12 protein-coding genes, 1 tRNA gene and 1 pseudogene are annotated in these 14991 nt (G+C 71.7%); 8 read left to right on the forward strand and 6 right to left on the reverse strand.

Features of this window, described 5'->3' with window-relative positions:
• Nucleotides 1–6: 6 nt before the first annotated feature.
• Nucleotides 7–537, reverse strand: coding sequence for a universal stress protein (locus ABIA32_RS09320; RefSeq protein WP_370093479.1), 531 nt, complete (start codon nt 535–537; stop codon nt 7–9).
• A gap of 342 nt (nt 538–879) precedes the next feature.
• Between ABIA32_RS09320 and ABIA32_RS09325 the strand changes: the two genes are divergently transcribed.
• Nucleotides 880–1569, forward strand: a complete 690-nt coding sequence (locus ABIA32_RS09325) for an HAD family hydrolase (protein ID WP_370093480.1) — start codon at nt 880–882, stop codon at nt 1567–1569.
• Between the two features lie 490 nt (nt 1570–2059).
• Here ABIA32_RS09325 and ABIA32_RS09330 read toward each other — a convergent pair whose 3' ends face one another.
• Entirely contained in the window at nt 2060–2857 is a 798-nt protein-coding gene (locus ABIA32_RS09330; RefSeq protein WP_370093481.1) for a GNAT family N-acetyltransferase, read from the reverse strand.
• 623 nt (nt 2858–3480) lie between these two features.
• Between ABIA32_RS09330 and ABIA32_RS09335 the strand changes: the two genes are divergently transcribed.
• From ABIA32_RS09335 to ABIA32_RS09345, 3 genes are all read left to right on the forward strand, one after another.
• Nucleotides 3481–4740 (forward strand): helix-turn-helix domain-containing protein, encoded by a 1260-nt coding sequence (locus ABIA32_RS09335; RefSeq protein WP_370093518.1) that lies wholly within the window; start codon nt 3481–3483, stop codon nt 4738–4740.
• A 375-nt stretch (nt 4741–5115) separates the two neighbouring features.
• The gene (gene orn, locus ABIA32_RS09340) at nt 5116–5718 is read left to right on the forward strand and encodes an oligoribonuclease (RefSeq protein WP_370093482.1); all 603 of its coding nucleotides are present in this window, start codon (nt 5116–5118) and stop codon (nt 5716–5718) included.
• 109 nt (nt 5719–5827) lie between these two features.
• Nucleotides 5828–5903 (forward strand) — tRNA-His (locus ABIA32_RS09345).
• A gap of 78 nt (nt 5904–5981) precedes the next feature.
• Here ABIA32_RS09345 and ABIA32_RS09350 read toward each other — a convergent pair.
• Entirely contained in the window at nt 5982–6920 is a 939-nt protein-coding gene (locus ABIA32_RS09350; protein WP_370093483.1) for a slipin family protein, read from the reverse strand.
• Between the two features lie 128 nt (nt 6921–7048).
• Nucleotides 7049–8083 carry a LacI family DNA-binding transcriptional regulator gene (locus tag ABIA32_RS09355; RefSeq protein ID WP_370093485.1) on the reverse strand — a complete coding sequence of 345 codons (1035 nt, stop codon included), beginning with the start codon at nt 8081–8083 and terminating at the stop codon, nt 7049–7051.
• A gap of 237 nt (nt 8084–8320) precedes the next feature.
• Here ABIA32_RS09355 and ABIA32_RS09360 point away from each other — a divergent pair, with 237 nt between their 5' ends.
• Complete coding sequence (locus ABIA32_RS09360) at nt 8321–8497, forward strand: hypothetical protein (RefSeq protein ID WP_370093487.1); 177 nt, start codon at nt 8321–8323, stop codon at nt 8495–8497.
• Between the two features lie 62 nt (nt 8498–8559).
• Here ABIA32_RS09360 and ABIA32_RS09365 read toward each other — a convergent pair whose 3' ends face one another.
• A complete protein-coding gene (locus tag ABIA32_RS09365; protein ID WP_370093519.1) occupies nt 8560–9390 on the reverse strand; it encodes a spermidine synthase in 831 nt (276 codons plus the stop codon).
• Nucleotides 9391–9805: 415 nt separating this feature from the next.
• Nucleotides 9806–10186, reverse strand: coding sequence for a hypothetical protein (locus ABIA32_RS09370; RefSeq protein ID WP_370093488.1), 381 nt, complete (start codon nt 10184–10186; stop codon nt 9806–9808).
• A 250-nt stretch (nt 10187–10436) separates the two neighbouring features.
• On the opposite strand from ABIA32_RS09370, the gene ABIA32_RS09375 reads away from it, so the two are divergent.
• The 3 genes and pseudogenes from ABIA32_RS09375 to ABIA32_RS09385 all read left to right on the forward strand — a co-directional run.
• A complete protein-coding gene (locus tag ABIA32_RS09375) occupies nt 10437–11846 on the forward strand; it encodes a tetratricopeptide repeat protein (protein WP_370093489.1) in 1410 nt (469 codons plus the stop codon).
• Nucleotides 11847–12101: 255 nt separating this feature from the next.
• Nucleotides 12102–12437 (forward strand): trypco2 family protein, encoded by a 336-nt coding sequence (locus tag ABIA32_RS09380; RefSeq protein WP_370093491.1) that lies wholly within the window; start codon nt 12102–12104, stop codon nt 12435–12437.
• A gap of 135 nt (nt 12438–12572) precedes the next feature.
• A pseudogene (locus ABIA32_RS09385) lies at nt 12573–14630 on the forward strand (ATP-binding protein); the annotation flags it as partial.
• Nucleotides 14631–14991: the final 361 nt, after the last annotated feature.

The raw sequence follows: 14991 nt of genomic DNA on the forward strand, positions 1-14991 counted from the left end.
CCAGGCTCAGGGGATGACGACGACGGGGCGGTTGGCGCGACGGGCCAGCCGCCCCGCCACCGAACCGAAGAGCCGACCCAGCAGCCCGTGCGTACCGCCCACGACGATCGCGTCCGCGGCGTACTCCCGCGCGACCTCTTCGAGCTCGTGGCAGATGTCCCCGCCACGCTCCACCAGCAGCCACGGCACGTCACAGAGGAACTCCGCACAGGCCAGCTCGAGCCCGAGCACCTCGGTGCGGTGGTCCGGCACGTCCACGAAGACGGGCGGCTCGCAGCCGGCCCACACCGTGGCCGGAAGTCGGTTCGCCACGTGCACCAGTACCAGTCCGGAGCCGGAGCGTCGCGCCATGCCTACCGCGTAGGCCAGCGCGCGCTCACTGGAGACGGAGCCGTCGAACCCGACCACCACACCGTGGAGGAACGCCGGGTCGCACGGGCGCGCCTGCTGTGACTGGACTTCAAAACTTGGCATCGGCAGTTGGGGTCCCGTCGGCTGCTTGTGTTCGCGGGGCTCTGGATGCTCGTAACCGGCCATGGCTTCTAGGCGTTTCGCGAGGTGGGATCCGAGGATGGTACGCGGGGAGGAACGCGGGGAATGAGCTGACGTCTTGGCGAGGTTGGCCGACAAGCAGCCGGTTTTCCTCTTCCTTCCAGGGTACGGCGACAATCTGTCTCCGCACAGATGCGGAGCGCACAGGGGCCGCAGTTCCCGCGAACGGAGGATGCGTGCGCCCAGGGCGTGCATGGAGCATGCCTGAGCGCCGCCTCTTGTGCAACGGTCTGGGCCCGCACAAACCGCCGGTATGTCGCACTGATTTTCGGACAAAAGCCACCCCTACATCTGCCGCATATGCCAGAAGACTGGAACGATGCGGCCATGCCGCCTCTGCTGCTCTTCGATCTCGACAACACCCTCATCGATCGGAACCTGGCCTTCCGCGGTTGGGCGCAGCGCTTCCTCCACAACTGGGCACTGCCGGTCGAGGATCTCGGCTGGCTGTCGACGCTCGACTGCGGCGGCTACTTCCCCCGCGAGTCGCTGATGCGGGCGACGGTCGCCCGATACGGACTGCGTGTGTCCCTGGAGGCACTGCTGCGGGACTACGCCGACACCATGATCGAGTTGATCAGCTGTCCTGAGCCGCACCGCGAGGCCCTGCGGCGGGCGCGGGACGCCGGATGGACGCTCGGAATCGTCAGCAACGGCCAGACGGAACCGCAGCAGGCCAAGATCGAGCGAACCGGACTGGCCGGATTGGTCGACGGCTGGGTGATCTCCGAGGAGGCCGCCTGCGAGAAGCCGGATCCGCGGATCTTCCGGTTGGCTGCCGACCGCTGCGGTCTTCCGACCCGGGCCACCACGGCAGACGGCTCCTGGACCAGCAGCACCTGGATGGTCGGCGACCACGCGCCGGCGGACATCGCCGGGGCGGCGGTGGCCGGGCTCCGCAGCGTCTGGCTCGACCACGGCCGCCCCTGGCCGGAACTGGGCTACCGCCCCACGCTGACCGCAGGTGGGCTACCCGAAGCCGTGACGGAGGTGCTGAGCGCACCGCTCCACGCCTGAGCGGCCCGGAACGCCGGATCGGGCCTGTGGCGGCTCCCGGGGCGGCGGGGGCCTCTCAGGCGGCGCGGATGTCGGTGCAGGGCAGCCGCGGCAGCGGCGTCGCTGGTCGGACAAGCGGCGGGCAGGCGGGCAGGCGGGCTCGCCGTCGCGATGGCCTGCAACGGACGGCTGTCCCGCCCGCTGGGCCGGGCTGATTCCCGCACCGGCGCGCCGCGCGGTGCGCTGCTGATGGCGGCCGACCGCCACCATCACGCTGATCGCGGCTTGTGCCCTGGACAGCGCCGTCTTGCCGCCGGCCGTCATTCTCAGCGCCGCAGCACCGGGCGACCCGGAGGAGTCGACGAGCTTGGAGAGCGGGTCGGCAGAGGTCTGCCGCTCGGTCCCGGGGCTGCCTGGCGAGTAGCTGCAGTGCCGGAGCTGCGGGCTCTCCGGGATCTCGGGCCAGACGGAGCGCCCGCGGCAGGTCACCGTGCACGGCCGGCAGCCCGGGTCACCAGCGCGGCTGCGCCGGAGTACCCGTGTGGCGCCACCAGCGCGAGAGGCCGCGCTCGCTGAAGCCGAGGCGGCGGTAGAGCGGCTCCCCCAGCAGCGTCGCCGTCAGGGTCGCAACCCGGTCAGGGTGGGCAGCCAGGGCAGCGCGCATCAACGTGGCGGCCGCACCGCGTGAGCGCTGATCGGGAAGCGTGGCCACCCAGTAGAAGCCCACGGCGGCGCCGTCGTCCCAGGTGACACAGGCCGCTGCGGGACGGCCGTCCACTCGGGCGAGCCAGCTGCGACGTCCCGGCAGGTGCGAGTACTCGGCCGGGAACTGGCCGCCGCGGCGCCAGGGCTGCCGCGTGGCGATCGGGAAGCCATCCACCACGACTCGCTCGACCTCGGCGAGCTGAGGCTCGGCCAGGGCCTCCTCCGCGGACACCTCTGGCCGCCCAGCCTGCCCCCCAGCCGTGACGGGCACGCCGGACGTGACGCCCACGTCAGGCCCGAGCGGCGACGCGTCGCGAACCATCACCGGCATGGCCAGCGCCGCCTCGCAGCCCTGCTCGGACAGATCGAGCACCAGGTACGGGTCCTCCAGGCACAGCTGATGGGTTCCCCACTCCCGAAGGAGCGTCAACAGCTCGGCCGTCAGCGCCGCCGGGTCTCTGGGCGGAGCGGTCAACAGCACGCGATCGGCGTCGTTCGCCCGGACCACCGTGAAGTCCGGGCGGGTCACGCACATCCAGCCACGCGCCTCCGCCATGGCCCTCCAGTGACCTGCGGCATTGGCGACCGCGAGTTCGAATCCCACCCGGTCACCCTAGTGCCGTGGGCGGACAGGTCCACCGAGCCTGGGCCCCGGGACGGCGCCGAGCAGCCGCGAGGGGCCCTCGCGCGCGCGGTGTATGCGCCCCCGCGCACTCCCGAGCGCCTCTTTTCGGTCAACTTGGAGACACATGCCCGACGTTGGCCGTACCCGCAGCCCAGACCCGCCGACTGAGCTGCTGCGGAGCCGTCAAGTGCGTTGCAGCCGTGCGACAACTGGCCACCGGGCCGCATGCCCCCTTCCCTGACAGGTGGATGGGTGCCAGTCTTCGTGATCGAATGCTTCACGCCAAATTGCCATGTCGATATAGCGTCTGATGGTGAACTAGTCGCAACACCATCGTCCGAGCCAGTAGATTCGATCTTGATGGGAGCGGGACGAGGAGCGGGGGCTCGACAGGCGCCATCGCAGGAACGGTGCAGACGACACCGTGGGAACCACACCACCGGGACGACCATGACAGCGAGGGGGGCCGGAGCGCCTTGAGCAGGGTCAGCAGGATTACCGCCACCGGGGACGAGGCGACGGCCGGCGTCCCGGTCGGCGCCACCGGTTCCGCCAACCTCACCGCTGTCACCCGCAAGCTCTCGGGGCGCCGCCGTCCGGAGATCGTCGCCGTCCTGCTCTTCAGCGGCGGTCCGATCTTCGAAAGCTCGATCCCGCTCTCCGTCTTCGGGATCGACCGGCAGGACTCCGGGCTCCCGCACTACCGCCTGCTGGTCTGCGCCGGGGAGAACGGTCCGCTCGCGACGACGGGCGGGCTCACCATGACCGCGCCCCACGGCCTCGAGGGCCTGGCCCGGGCCGGCACCGTCGTCGTGCCCGCTTGGCGATCCGCCGCGCAGACACCCCCGCCCGAGGCGCTCGCGGCCCTCCGCAAGGCCCACGCCGAGGGAGCCCGGATCATCGGCCTCTGCACCGGCGCGTTCGTGCTGGCCGCCGCAGGCCTGCTCGACGGTCGGCCCGCGACGACCCACTGGATGTACGCGCCGACCCTCGCCAAGCGCTACCCGCAGGTCCAGGTCGACCCCCGCGAACTGTTCATCGACGAGGGCGACGTCCTCACGAGCGCCGGCACCGCGGCCGGGATCGACCTCTGCCTGCACGTGGTCCGCGCCGACCACGGCGCGGACGCCGCCGCCGCGCTGGCACGCCGACTCGTCGTCCCGCTGCGCCGCTCCGGTGGACAAGCCCCCTACGTCGACCGGTCTTTACCTGAGGAAATCGGCAACGATCCGCTGGCCGAGGTCGTCACCTGGGCCCTCGACAACCTCTCCAAGCAGTTCGACGTGGAGGTGCTGGCGGCTCGCGCCTACATGAGCCGCCGCACCTTCGATCGGCGCTTCCGCTCCCTGACTGGCAGCGCGCCGCTGCAGTGGCTGATTTCACAGCGGGTACTGCAGGCCCAGCGACTGCTGGAGACCACCGAACTGTCGGTGGACGAGGTCGCGCGCCGTTGCGGCTTCCGTTCGCCGGTCGCACTGCGCGGGCATTTCCGCCGCCAGCTCGGCGTCTCACCTGCGGTGTACCGGAGCAGCTTCCGGTCGCGTCGGCCCGAGTCCGCTCCGACGACCGGCGGTACGAATGCCCCCGCAGCCGGGCCGGCCCCGCTGACGGGAGGACCTACGGGCGGGCCGACGGATCCGTTCGGTGCGCCCCTGCCGACGGTGCCGCCGCAGGGCGGCCCGGGCGGCGGACGGCCTCCGGCTCGGGCGGGGGGCCGCGCTCGCCAGGGCGCGGGCAGGCCGGCAGCTCCGGCCGACCACACCTCCCCTGCGGAGGACGGTCGACCGGGCCCGGCCCAGGCGCTCAGCCACCCGGACGGCGCAACGGCGGCGCTCCGGAGCCGGAGCTCGGAACACCGGTAGCGCAGCACCGAGAGTGTCACCTGAGGAGCCCGCCCCGGGCTCCCGTCAGGGTGTCGGCCGCGTGAGACGGCCTCGGCACGCGCGACGTGGCGACCGCAGTCCAGGTGGACAGGGCTCTTGCCGCGTGGGCGGGTGGCCGGAGGCCCGGCGGCCGATGGGACAGATCACCGCGTGCCCGGACACCCTCGCGACACGACCGGACCCGCCTGGCCAGCGAGGCCGACGAGGCCGGCCCGGTCGTGTCGACTTGCGTGCGTGGAGGGCGATGATCGACCATGACGGGTCAACCGGTCGCCCACACGAGTCTCACGCGCGGCCCCCGGTTGACGCCGACAGCAGCAGTACGCATGCACAAGCCCTGGGACGGTGAGCCGGATGAACGATCGCATGGTGTGGATCGACTGCGAGATGACGGGACTCGACCTGGGAAGAGATGCTCTGGTGGAGGTCGCCGCCCTGGTGACCGACTCCGAGCTGAACATCCTGGGTGAGGGCGTCGACATCGTGGTTCGACCGCCCGCTGAGGCGGTCGAACAGATGCCGGAGATCGTCCGCGAGATGCACACCTCCTCCGGCCTGCTGGACGAACTCGCCGACGGCACCACGCTCGCGGAGGCGGAGGCGAAGGTGCTCGCGTACATCCGCGCGCACGTGCCCGAGGCCGGCAAGGCGCCGCTCTGCGGGAACTCCGTCGCCACCGACCGCGGCTTCCTCGCCCGGGACATGCCGGCTCTGGAGTCCCACCTCCACTACCGGATCGTCGACGTCTCCTCGATCAAGGAGCTTGCCCGGCGGTGGTACCCGCGGACGTACTACAACAGCCCCAAGAAGCAGGGGAACCACCGTGCACTCGCCGACATCCGGGAGAGCATCGCGGAGTTGAAGTACTACCGGGAGGCCCTGTTCGTGCCCGCACCCGGACCGGACACCGACGCGGCGCGCGCGATCGCGGCCCGGTACGAGCTGCCGCCGGCCTGACCGGACGACTGCTGCGGCGGCCTGACCAGCCCGGAAACCTGGTCGTGAGCACCCCACGGCATCCTGTAGAGTTATCTCCGTCAGCGCGCGAGAGCGCGCCGGACGGATGGTGGGTGTAGCTCAGCTGGTAGAGCACTGGGTTGTGATCCCAGGTGTCGCGGGTTCGAGCCCCGTCACTCACCCCATCAGCTCAGGGCCCGACCGTCTTAACGGTCGGGCCCTGAGTCGTTCCTGTCCCCCGCGTGGCTGAACTCCGGTCCGAATCAAGCCTCTTCGGGCTTCGCCCCGGCATCCCTCGGCTGGGCCTCCAACTCGGGTGCCGGCAGGCCCTCGATCTCGGGAATGACCAGACCCTCGGCCTCCAGCTCGGCGTCCGCCTCGGCTTCGAGTTCGGGAAGGCTGGCCGCGGTCGACTTGGGTGCGGCCCGCCTCGGAGCCGCTTCGGGCTTGGGCGTCATGCCGTCGAGGAAGCGCAGCAGTTCGACCGGGAAAGGCAGCACGAGCGTGGAGTTCTTCTCCGCGGCCACCTCGACGACCGTCTGCAGCAGACGCAGCTGGAGCGCGGCCGGGGTGTCGGACATGATCGTCGCGGCCTCGGACAGCTTCCGTGACGCCTGGAACTCACCGTCCGCCGTGATGATCCTGGCGCGGCGCTCACGCTCCGCCTCGGCCTGGCGGGACATCGAGCGCTTCATCGACTCGGGCAGCGCGACGTCCTTGATCTCCACCCGGTCGATGTGGATGCCCCAGCCGATGGCCGGACTGTCCAGCATCAGCTCCAGGCCCTGGTTCAGCGGCTCACGGTTGGTGAGCAGGTCGTCCAGCTCGCTCTTGCCGATGATCGACCGGAGCGAGGTCTGCGCGACCTGGGACATCGCGAAGGTGTAGTTCTGCACGTTGACCGTGGCGAGCACCGGGTCCTCGACCCGGAAGTAGACCACCGCGTCGACGCGCACCGTGACGTTGTCCCGGGTGATGCCCTCCTGGGCGGGGACCGGCATGGTGATGATCTGGACGTTCACCTTGCGCAACCGGTCGGCGACGGGGAGCAGGAGCGTCAGCCCCGGCTGCTTGATCCCGCTGCGCACGCGCCCGAAGCGGAACACCACGCCGCGCTCGAACTGCTGGACGACCCGCACCCCGGTGGCCAGCCACAGCGCGCCCGCGCCGAGCACCCCCAGGACGACATCAACAGCCAGCATCGCCATCACCCGACTCTCGCCCAAGGGCACGCGGAACCGGCCCCGTCACCTCCACGCTACTCGCGTGCCCGGCCCGGAAGGAACGCCCGTGCGGACCTCCGCGATCAGGGCCAGGAGAGCCGACCACACTAGGCGGACTCCCGGACCACCAACTCGGTCGAGAGGATGACCTGCCGATGACTCCGGCTCGGCGAGGCGATCTCCTCCAGCAGCAGCCGGGCCATCGCGCGACCCATCTCCTCGCTCGGCTGGCGGACCGTCGTCATCGGCGGCTCCGTGTGACGGGCCACCGGGGAGTCGTCGAATCCGACCACCGCGACATCGGCCGGGATCCGCCGCCCGGCGCGGCGCAGGACACGCATCGCGCCGGCCGCCATCAGGTCGGACGCCGCGAAGACCGCGTCCAGCTCGGGCTCGAGCTCCAGCAGTTCGGCCATGGCCCGCTCGCCGGAGCCCTCACTGAAGTCACCGTGAGCGACCAGCCTGGGCTCGTCCGGCAGGCCCGCCTCGGCCAGGGCACGACGGTAGCCGTCGAGACGCACGACCGCGGCCTCCATGTCGAGCGGGCCCGTAATGGTCGCGATCCGGCGGCAGCCGAGACCGAGCAGGTGACGCACGGCCGACCAGGCCCCGCCCAGGTTGTCGGGGTTGACATAGCTGATCGGCTCCAGCTCCGACCGACGGCCGCCGAGCACGGTGGGCAGCCCGGTGTGCTCGAGGAGATCGACCACGGGGTCGTCGGCGTGGACGGAGACCATCAGCACGCCGTCGACGCGACGGCCGTCGAGAAAGCCGGCCAGACGCCGCCGCTCCCGTTCAGTGCTCACCAGTATCAGCAGCAACTGCAGTTCGGTGTCCGAGAGTTCGCTGGCCACGCCGCGAATGATCGAGGCGAAGAAGGGCTCCGAGGCGAGCCGAGTCTCCGTCTCGGGGATCACCAGGGCGATGGCGTCGGCCCTGCTGGTGGCGAGCGAACGCGCGGCGCGGTTGGGGACATAGCCGAGCTCGGCAATCGCCTGCTCCACGGCCGTACGGGCCTGCTGACTCACCCCCGCGGCGCCGTTGACCACGCGCGACACCGTGCCGCGGCCGACGCCGGCGCGCGCAGCGACTTCCTCCAAGGTGGGGCGGCCCTCGCCGCGGCCGACGGACTTGCTGCTCATGGCGCTCCCTTCGCGACCGCATTGCGCGTTGCCGTGCGGCACCACCCTAGCGCCTGGGTCGCCCGATCTGGGAGCGCTCCCAGTCTTTCGAGTGAAAGATGCAAAAAGGCTCTTGACCAGCGATACGAGTAGGAGCGAGTATCCATCACAGAAGGAGTGGGAGCGCTCCCACTCCCCTTCGAGGCAAGAACGCCGAAAGACAGTAACGCTCCGTAGCTCACGATCGTTGGACCAGGCGTGCATGTGTTCGCCGCTCTGCTCGTCACCGCACCCCAGCCGGCGCCCGCCTCAGGACCGACGCCGACCCCAGACACGCACGTCGGGACCATGGCCTGGCTCCTGCCGGTCCTGCTCGGCCTGCTACTGACAGCCGTCGCCTGCTACAAGCACCGGGGGCTGCCCGGCGGCCACTGACCGGCCGGGCGGCGCCATCCCCTCCCGTCGTGTGACGCAGTGTCACGGGCCCGCCGGCCGACCTACTGACGGAAGACCTCCTCCGGTGGCACCGGGGAGGCCTCCGCCTCCGCGTCGCGAACCGGCAGCGCGCCGGCCTGGAAATCCACCAGGTCGGCACCCTGCTCGATACGGCCGAGGACCGGATCGCCGGCCATGGACCGGCCGAGTTCCGCGAGCGGCAGCGGAGTCGTCGCGGCGAGCAGGATCAGATTGCCGAAGCGCTTGCCGCGCAGCACGGCCGGGTCGGCCACCAGGGCGACCTCGGGGAAGACCGCCCTCAAGGTGGCGACCTGACGCCGCGCGAAGGGCAGCCGGCCACCGTCGGCGATGTTCACTGCGTAGCGGCCACCCGGGGCCAGCGCCCGGGCCGCCGCCTCGGCGAACTCCACAGTGGTGCAATGGGCGGGGACGCGGGCCCCGCTGAATACATCGGCGATCACCAGATCCGCCCAGCCCTCGGGCGTGCGGGTCAGTACCTCGCGGGCGTCACCGCCGCGCACACGGATCTGCCAACTGCGGTCCAGCGGCAGTTCCCGCCGGACCAGTTCGGTCAGGGCGGTGTCGATCTCCGCGACCTGCTGCCGGGAACGCGGCCGGGTCGCCGCGACGTAGCGCGGCAGCGTCAGGCCGCCGCCGCCCAGGTGCAGCACGCTGACCGGTCGGCCCGGCGGAGCGGCGAGGTCCGCGATCCGGCCGAGCCGCCGCTGGTACTCGAAGGTCAGCCGACTCGGATCGGCCATATCGACGTGCGACTGCGGCGCGCCGTCCAGCAGCACCGTCCAGGCCTGCGGCCGGTCGCGATCAGGGACGAGCTCTGCCGTACCGGAGCCGACCGGCTCGGCGACCCCCAGCCGTGCACCCGACCCGTTGCCACGCCCCCCGGCCTCGTCCGCCTGGCCGTCCTGTGCTGCTCTTCGCTTCCTCGCCACGCGTCCAGTATCCGTGACCGTCGACGGCGGCTGCTTCGGCCGACGGAACGGAGGCCCAGCTCAGCGGCGCGGCAGGGCTGGGGGCAGGACCCGAATTCATCGCGCTCCAACGCATCCGCGGATCCGGCCGGGGACTCTGCTCTCGGCGCCGGGGCCAGGGCTGTCTCCCAGCCGTCCTGCAGCCGTCTTGGGCGGGGCACAGGCGGCCTCGGGCCTACACAGCTCGTCGGCGCACAGCGGCGCAAGCGGAGCCGACACAGCGCGGCGCGCAGTGGGCCGGGGCCCAGAAAGGGGCCACGCGGGCACAGACGCCGCATGCTCGCTCGTGCGGTGAGTGTCAGAAGCCGTCGCTGGCGGCGAGCGTCCGGGCGGCCTCGCCCAGGGCGGCGCGCAGTTGCGCCGGGTCGGTGAGTGCGGCGCGGACGCCGCCGGGGGGCGGCAACAGCCAGTCGCGCTCCGGACCCGGGACCGGCACGTGCCGACAGGAGCTGCCCGGCAGCTGCCACCCGTCCGCCGTGCCGAACGGGACCAGGAAGGAGAGCGTCGACTCCGAGTCCTCGTGCAGCACCGCGCCGCAGCCGCCGCGCAGTCGCAGGATGTCCACCGTCTCCAGGCCCTGGCGCTCCGGCACCGTGACCACATCGCACTGGGTGCGCTTGCCGCGTCTCGGCTCCGCCTGCCGCGGCTGCCTCGCCTGCCGCCCTGCCTCCACCTGCACAGCTGCCTCCTTGGCCATGGGGATCGCATCGGCGGCGTGCTCCGCCGGCCGGGCTCTCCTGATTCCGCTGTATCCCCAACAACGCTCGGCGCGGGCTGCGGCCACGGCGGTTTGCCCCAGCAGGGCATGGCATTTCATGGCAAACCGATGCGATCACGCCCGAATTGTCGGTCTTGCCCTAGAACTGAGCGTGTTCGAATTCTCGCTCAGAGTAATGTCTCCCTTGCAATTCCGTACCAGGGGGTGCCGTATGGCTCACGTCTCTCTCCCTTCGCCCGCCTCTCCCAACCTGCGGATGCGCGAACGCCGCGGGAGCCTCTCTCCTCGCGAGTTCGCCGCGTCGGTCCGACGCGCGGCCCGCGAGATCGGGGAGCACGTCTCCTGTGACGCCCGCTATGTCGGCCGGGTCGAGTCTGGCGAGATCCGGTGCCCCAACTACGCCTACGAGCGCGTCTTCCGCCATATGTTCCCCGGCACGAGCCTGGCTGATCTGGGCTTCACGGCCCGAGGGGGGTCCCGGCGTTCGGCCGTGCTCCCGGCGCCACGCGATGAGGAGAACGACGACGTGCAGCGACGCACGTTCCTGGCCGGCGGCCCACTGGCTGTGGTCACCGCTCTGAGCTGGGATCTCCCGGCCGCGGCACGGGGCACCCAGGGCTCGCTCGTTCCGGCTGCCCCAGCAGGAACCCAAGCAGGAACCCAGGCGGCAGCCGGAACGGCAGGCGCCGTCCCGTTCCCGGTCCCGTTGCCGGGCGCCAAGGTCGGCGCCCGTGAGGTCAGAGAGGTCGAATCCGCGGTCCGGCAGATCCGGCTCCTGGACGACGTCCACGGCGCGGACACCCTGTTCGAGCGAGCCGGGCACACCCTGCGCTCTACCTACCAACTGCTCAACTGCGGCACCTACTCAGCCCGGGTCGAGCAGCTTCTGCAGGCCTGGGCGGGCGAGTTGGCGATCTCCGTCGGCTGGCTCGCCCACGACTCCGGCCGCCTGGCGGAAGCCCGTTCCCTCTACGCCGAGGCACTGGCCACCGCCCGCATGGCGGGAGACGCGGCGTTGGAGGCGCACGCCTTCTGCAACACCGCCTTCCTGGCCCGCGACGCGGGTCGCCCGCGCGAGGCGGTCCGCGCGGCGCAGGCCGCGCGGAGTGCCGCCACGGGCCTCGGGTCCGCGCGGCTGCTCTCCCTGCTGGCCCTGCGCGAGGCCGGCGGCTGGGCCCTGCTGCGCGATCGCGGCGCTTGCATCCGGGCGTTGGGCGAGGCGCGCACGGCCTTCGAGAGCGGCGTCTCGGATCAGGACCCCGAGTGGATGTCCTTCTTCAACGAGGCCGAGTTGGCCGGGCTCACCGCCCAATGCTGGGCCGCGCTGGGCGAGTTCGAGCCCGCGACGGAGTGGGCGCGACAGGCCATAGCGCTGCAGCCCGCCCACTTCGTGCGCAACCGCGCGCTCTACACGGCCGAGTTGGCGCACGATCAGCTGGGCCGCGGCGCAGTGGTCGAGGCCGCGGAGACCGGCTCGACGGCGGTGGGGCTGCTCGCACAGGTCCGTTCGACGCGAATCCGCGGCATGGTGTCGGCGACGGCCGAGCGGATGCGCCCGCTCGGGGCTGTGCCGGAGGTCGCGGACTTCCTGGAGAAGTACCAGTTGGCGTTGGCGAGCTGAGGTCGTACCTCTGCATGCGTGAAGTGGATCAGCACGCTGTGCTGCGGTCGGCGGCAGCCGTGGCGACGCCGTCAGCCCGGACCGGATGTCGGGACTGGGGGACAGAGCCGACCGACAGCGGAGCTGATCCGTTTGCCACCGCGCGCCGGACGTCGGCCGCGGCCCCTGAGGCGATTTGCGGCCGATTACCGGCCACGGGATCATTGGAGGTAGGAGACTGACAGTCTGTCGGTTTGTGGGGCGATGGGGGATGCTGTGAGCGACGGGACCGCTGGAGCGGCTGACGCGCTGGACCTTGCGGATGCGATCACGCTGCTGCGCGACCAGGTCGCCGAGGCCCAGCACCGGATCAGCAAGAACGGGGACGCGGGGGTGCGCTTCGCCCTGGGCGAGATCACGCTCGAGCTCGGCCTGGAACTGGCCCGCACCCGTGGTCTGGACGGCGGGCTGCGGTTCAGTGTGGTGGGCCTGGGCGGCAAGCGGGAGAGCACCCACACGACCACGCACACCCTGACGGTGCGTCTCAATCCCCACTTGCCCGGCGGCGTCATCGGCGATGTCGACGTCAGCGACCGCGACGACGACGCGTAGGAACCTGGCGGCGGGGCGGGGGTTGAGGTGGAGTTCGACCGTGTGGTGCAGCTCCGGGCCCGCAGGCCGGACGGCGTCTGGCAGATCGGCACCGGCTACCTGGTCGCGCCCCGCCTGGTGCTGACCGCCGCGCACGTGCTGGGCACCAGGCCGCGGGCGCAGCCGGTCCAGGTGACGGTGTCCCGACCGGACCTGGGCACGGATCGTTTCGGCGCGCGGGTCGTCTGGTCCCGCAATGACGACGACGGCCTGGTCGACGCCGCTCTGATCGAGGTCGACGCCAGCACCGCTACCGGCTGGCAGCCTCCCGCGTCCCTGCGCGACCTACGCGCCCGCCCGCCCCAACGCTGGGGCCTGCTGATCGGCACCCGCCCCCATCCGGTCGCCGTCCGCGGCTTCCCCCGCATGCAGAAGGGCCCCGCCGGGCGCCTGGAGGAGCAGCTCGAAGGCACCATCCGCCCCGGCACCAGCACCACGGCCGGCCGCTACGAGATCCTGAGCACCGACCCGGCCCTGCCCTTGGGCGCGGAGCCCTGCTCCACCGCGACGAGATGGTCCGGGATCTCCGGCGCCGCCCTGCTGTGCGGGGACCAGCTCACCGGAGTCGTGCGCCGCGACCGGCAGTCCACCGGCGGCACCCGGCTGACCGCCACCCGCGCCCACGACCTGATCGCCGACCCCGCCTTCCGCGACCTGATCACCCGACACAGCGGCTGGGAGCCGCTGCTGGAACCCGTCGAACCCGGCCACCTGCTCGCACCGGCCGCACGCGTTCGCGAGCTGCGCTCACCCGCCGCCCTCCTGCGGGCCGAGAGCGAAGCCGTCACCTTCCACGGCCGCGACCAGGAACTCCAACACCTGACCGACTGGTGCCACGGCGACCACGACACGTTCGCGGTCCGTGTGCTCACCGGACCGGGCGGCCAGGGCAAGAGCCGCCTCGCCCGCGAACTGGCCGCCCGCCTCCGTGAAACCGGCTGGATCGCCGCCCACCTGCTCGCCAACCCCGCCGCCGAGACCGCCGGACCGGACCCCGACTTCACCGCCCTGGACACCGCCCTCCCGCTGCTCCTGGTCGTCGACTACGCCGAGACCGTGCCCCACTTGATCCGCCGCCTGATCGAGCACCTGCGCCACACCCGGCACCGCACCCGTCTGCTGCTGCTGGCACGCGGCGAGGGCGACTGGAAGAACGACCCGCTGGGAGCCGGACCCGACACCCGCACGATCCTGGCCGGCGCGCCCATCACCGAGCTCGGCCCGCTGCTGGCCCGCACCGCCGCGTCCGGGGACCGCGCCACCGCCTACGCCACCGCAGCCGCCGATCTGTCCCGGCTGCTGCCGCAGGTCTCCGGCCTGCCACAGGCCGACTGGGCCACCCTGGCGGCGACCATGCCTCCGCCCGGCGACCTGGCCGACCAGCGCCACGACTCCGCCCTGACCCTGCAGATGACCGCCCTGGCCGCACTCCTGCAGCACGGACCCGACCCCGTGGACAGCGACGAAGGCAGACCGGTCGAGGCCGTCCTGCTGGACCACGAGGCGCGCTACTGGCACGGCACCGCCCACTCGCCCATGTTCGGCCTCCACCTCCGCGAGGCCACCCTGCGACGGGCGGTCGCCACCGCCGTGGCATTCGGAGCCGCCGACCAGGCCGAAGCCCTCGCCACCGTCCACAACATCCCTGGACTGCCGCCCGGCTCCGCCTTGGACGTCGCGGAATGGCTCCACGCCCTGTATCCGCCGGCCCCCGACCGCTACTGGGGCTCACTGCAACCCGACCGCCTCGCCGAGTACCACGCCTCCACCCAACTCACCGGAGGCGGTGCCGAGACCCCGACGTCCCTGTGGACCGGTGCTTCCGGCACCCAGCAGACCCAGGCCATCACCGTCCTGGCTCGAGCCGCCGTCGCCCACGCCAACGCCGGTCGCACCCGCCCCGGCACCGTGACCCTGCATGCCCTGGACGCCGCCCTGGACACCACGACGCCCAGCCGCGAAGTCCTCCGGGCGGTGACAGCCGCTCTGCCCCAACGCTCACGCACCCTGGCCCCCTTGGCCCTGCGCCTCAACCGCGACCTGGCCGCGGTGTACCGGCGGTTGGCCTCAGCCGCCCCTGACGCCTACGAACCCGCCCTCGCCACAGCGCTGAACAACCTCTCGGTCGACTACGGGCAGGTCGGACGGCGCGCGGAGGGCCTGACCGCGATCGAGGAGGCCACCGCCATCCGCCGCAGGCTGGCCGAGGCCAACCCCGACGCCTACGAACCCGCCCTCGCTTCCTCGCTGCGTAACCTCTCGGTCGACTATGGGCAGGTCGGACGACGGGCAGAGGGCCTGACCGCGAGCGAAGAGGCCACCGCCATCTACTGGCGACTGACCGCGACCAACCCCGACGCCTACGAACCCGACCTCGCTTCCTCGCTGAGCAACCTCTCAGTCCGGTACGGGGATCTAGGTGTATTGATCCGCAGCGTTGTTGACTCGGCTGATGGGGGTTTGGCCTCCGAGTGCGGTGTGGCAGCGATGGTAGTTGTAGCGGTGGAGGAAGCCG

The organism is Streptacidiphilus sp. MAP12-20 (assembly GCF_041262525.1).
Lineage (GTDB): Bacteria > Actinomycetota > Actinomycetes > Streptomycetales > Streptomycetaceae > Streptacidiphilus.

Excerpts from the sequence above, each read along its gene's own strand:
- ABIA32_RS09320 (WP_370093479.1), bottom strand. The coding sequence starts at position 537 with ATGGCCGGTTACGAGCATCCAGAGCCCCGCGAACACAAGCAGCCGACG.
- ABIA32_RS09325 (WP_370093480.1), top strand. The coding sequence starts at position 880 with ATGCCGCCTCTGCTGCTCTTCGATCTCGACAACACCCTCATCGATCGG.
- orn (WP_370093482.1), top strand. The coding sequence starts at position 5,116 with ATGAACGATCGCATGGTGTGGATCGACTGCGAGATGACGGGACTCGAC.
- ABIA32_RS09350 (WP_370093483.1), bottom strand. The coding sequence starts at position 6,920 with ATGCTGGCTGTTGATGTCGTCCTGGGGGTGCTCGGCGCGGGCGCGCTG.
- ABIA32_RS09355 (WP_370093485.1), bottom strand. The coding sequence starts at position 8,083 with ATGAGCAGCAAGTCCGTCGGCCGCGGCGAGGGCCGCCCCACCTTGGAG.
- ABIA32_RS09375 (WP_370093489.1), top strand. The coding sequence starts at position 10,437 with ATGGCTCACGTCTCTCTCCCTTCGCCCGCCTCTCCCAACCTGCGGATG.